We start from the raw sequence: 2,237 nt of genomic DNA on the forward strand, positions 1-2,237 counted from the left end.
TGTGTCGGTTTCTGCCAATCTGCCGATTGAAAACCGCCCTAGAAGCGATTCCATAACCGTCCGGGACAGGCCCGGACACTTCGACAGGACATGCGCCATGGCTTCGAACGACCCGCTGTTGCAGCCCTATCAGCTCAAGCATCTGACGCTGAAAAACCGGATCATGACGACAAGCCATGAACCCGCCTATCCCGAAAACGGCATGCCGAAGGACCGCTACCGCGCCTATCATGTCGAACGGGCGAAGGCTGGTGTGGCGATGACCATGACGGCCGGGTCGGCGGCGGTATCGAAGGACAGCCCGCCGGTCTTCAACAACATCCTTGTCTACAAGGACGAGGTTGTCGGCTGGATGAAGAAGCTGACCGACGAATGCCACAACCATGGCTGCGCAGTGATGATCCAGCTGACCCATCTTGGCCGCCGCACCCATTGGAACAAGGGCGACTGGCTGCCCGCGCTCACCTCCTCGCATCAGCGCGAACCGGCCCACCGGGCCTTTCCGAAGAAGATGGAGGACTGGGACATCAAGCGCATCATCGGCGATTATGCCGATGCCGCCGAACGCATGGCCGAGGCCGGGCTCGATGGGATCGAGCTTCAGTGCTACGGCCACCTGATGGATCAGATGCTGTCGCCGTTCACCAACGAACTCGACGGGCCCTATGGCGGCAGCCTCGAAAACCGGGCGCGGTTCGCGCTGGAGGTTCTGGCGGCGATCCGGGCGCGTGTCGGTGACAAGCTGCTCATTGGCATGCGTTATACTGCGGATGAGGTCGCCCCCGGCGGCATCACCGAGGAAGAGGGCATCGCCATCGGTCACATGTTCAAGGCGTCGGGCCATGTCGATTTCCTGAACGTCATCCGTGGCCAGATCCACACCGATCCGGCGATGACCGATGTGATCCCGGTGCAGGGCATGAAATCGGCGCCGCATCTCGATTTCGCAGGCCGCATCAAGGCCGAGGTCGGCATGCCCACTTTCCATGCCGCGCGCATTCCCGACGTGGCGACGGCGCGCCATGCCATCGCCTCGGGCAAGTTAGATATGATCGGCATGACCCGGGCGCATATGGCCGACCCGCAGGTCGTGAAGAAGATCATCGAAGGGCGCGAGGATGATATCCGGCCCTGCGTCGGGGCCACCTATTGCCTCGACCGGATCTATCAGGCGGGTGATGCGCTTTGCATGCACAACGCGGCGACGGGGCGCGAGTTGACGATGCCGCATGACATTGTTCCTGCGGCAGAGAAGAAGAAGGTGGTGGTCGTCGGTGCCGGTCCCGCTGGCCTTGAAGCCGCACGCATCGCGGCCGAGCGCGGCCATGCGGTGACGGTCTTTGAGGCCGCGGCGCAGCCAGGCGGGCAGGTCCGTCTGACCGCTCAAAGCGCGCGCCGGAAAGAGATGATCGGCATCATCGACTGGCGCATGGCGCAATGCGCTGCCCGCGATGTCGAATTCCGGTTTGATACCTGGGCCGAGGCGGATGACGTAACCTCGCTCAACCCCGATGTGGTGATCATCGCCACCGGCGGTTTGCCGCATACCGATGTGCTGGAGGGGGGCAACGACCTTGTCGTCTCAAGCTGGGACCTGATCTCGGGCGATGTGAAGCCGGGCTCGAACGTGCTGGTCTATGACGATGCGGGCGACCATGCGGGCCTTCAGGCCGCCGAGATCGCGGCAAAGGCAGGCGCAAAGGTCGAGATCATGACGCCGGATCGCAGCTTTGCCCCCGACGTGATGGCGATGAACCTTGTCCCCTATATGCGGTCGATGCAGGACAAGGACGTGACCTTTACGGTCACCTACCGCCTGACCTCGGTCGCCAAGGACGGCAATCAGCTGAAGGCGGTGATCGGTTCGGACTACATGCCGCTGGCCAAGGAAAAGCACTACGATCAGATCGTGGTGAACCACGGCACACTGCCGTTGGATGAGCTGTACTTTGACCTGAAGCCGCAATCGGTGAACCTCGGCGAGGTGGACTATGACGCCATGCTGGCGGGCAAACCGCAGGTGGTGAATGGCGGGCCAAAGGACGGGTTCCGGCTGTTCCGCATCGGCGACGCGGTTTCGGCCCGGAACACCCATGCGGCCATCTATGACGCGCTGCGGTTGGTGAAAGACATCTGACCCCCGGTGGTGCGGTCTTGGGATTGGCGCAAACGGGACGAAGCAGACCTTGCAGCATGCTATACGCAAGCCGGGCGAGTGCCTGCCCGTGGGGTGGCGC

At 62.7% G+C, this 2,237-nt stretch carries 1 protein-coding gene; it reads left to right on the plus strand.

Translation table 11 applies throughout. The features are described from left to right. The first annotated feature begins 97 nt into the window (after window positions 1–97). Complete coding sequence (locus WBB85_RS15795) at window positions 98–2,137, plus strand: FAD-dependent oxidoreductase (RefSeq protein ID WP_432639559.1); 2,040 nt, start codon at window positions 98–100, stop codon at window positions 2,135–2,137. The last annotated feature ends 100 nt before the right edge of the window (window positions 2,138–2,237 follow it).

The organism is Albidovulum sp., from assembly GCF_049646345.1.
In the GTDB taxonomy this organism is placed as follows: domain Bacteria; phylum Pseudomonadota; class Alphaproteobacteria; order Rhodobacterales; family Rhodobacteraceae; genus Albidovulum.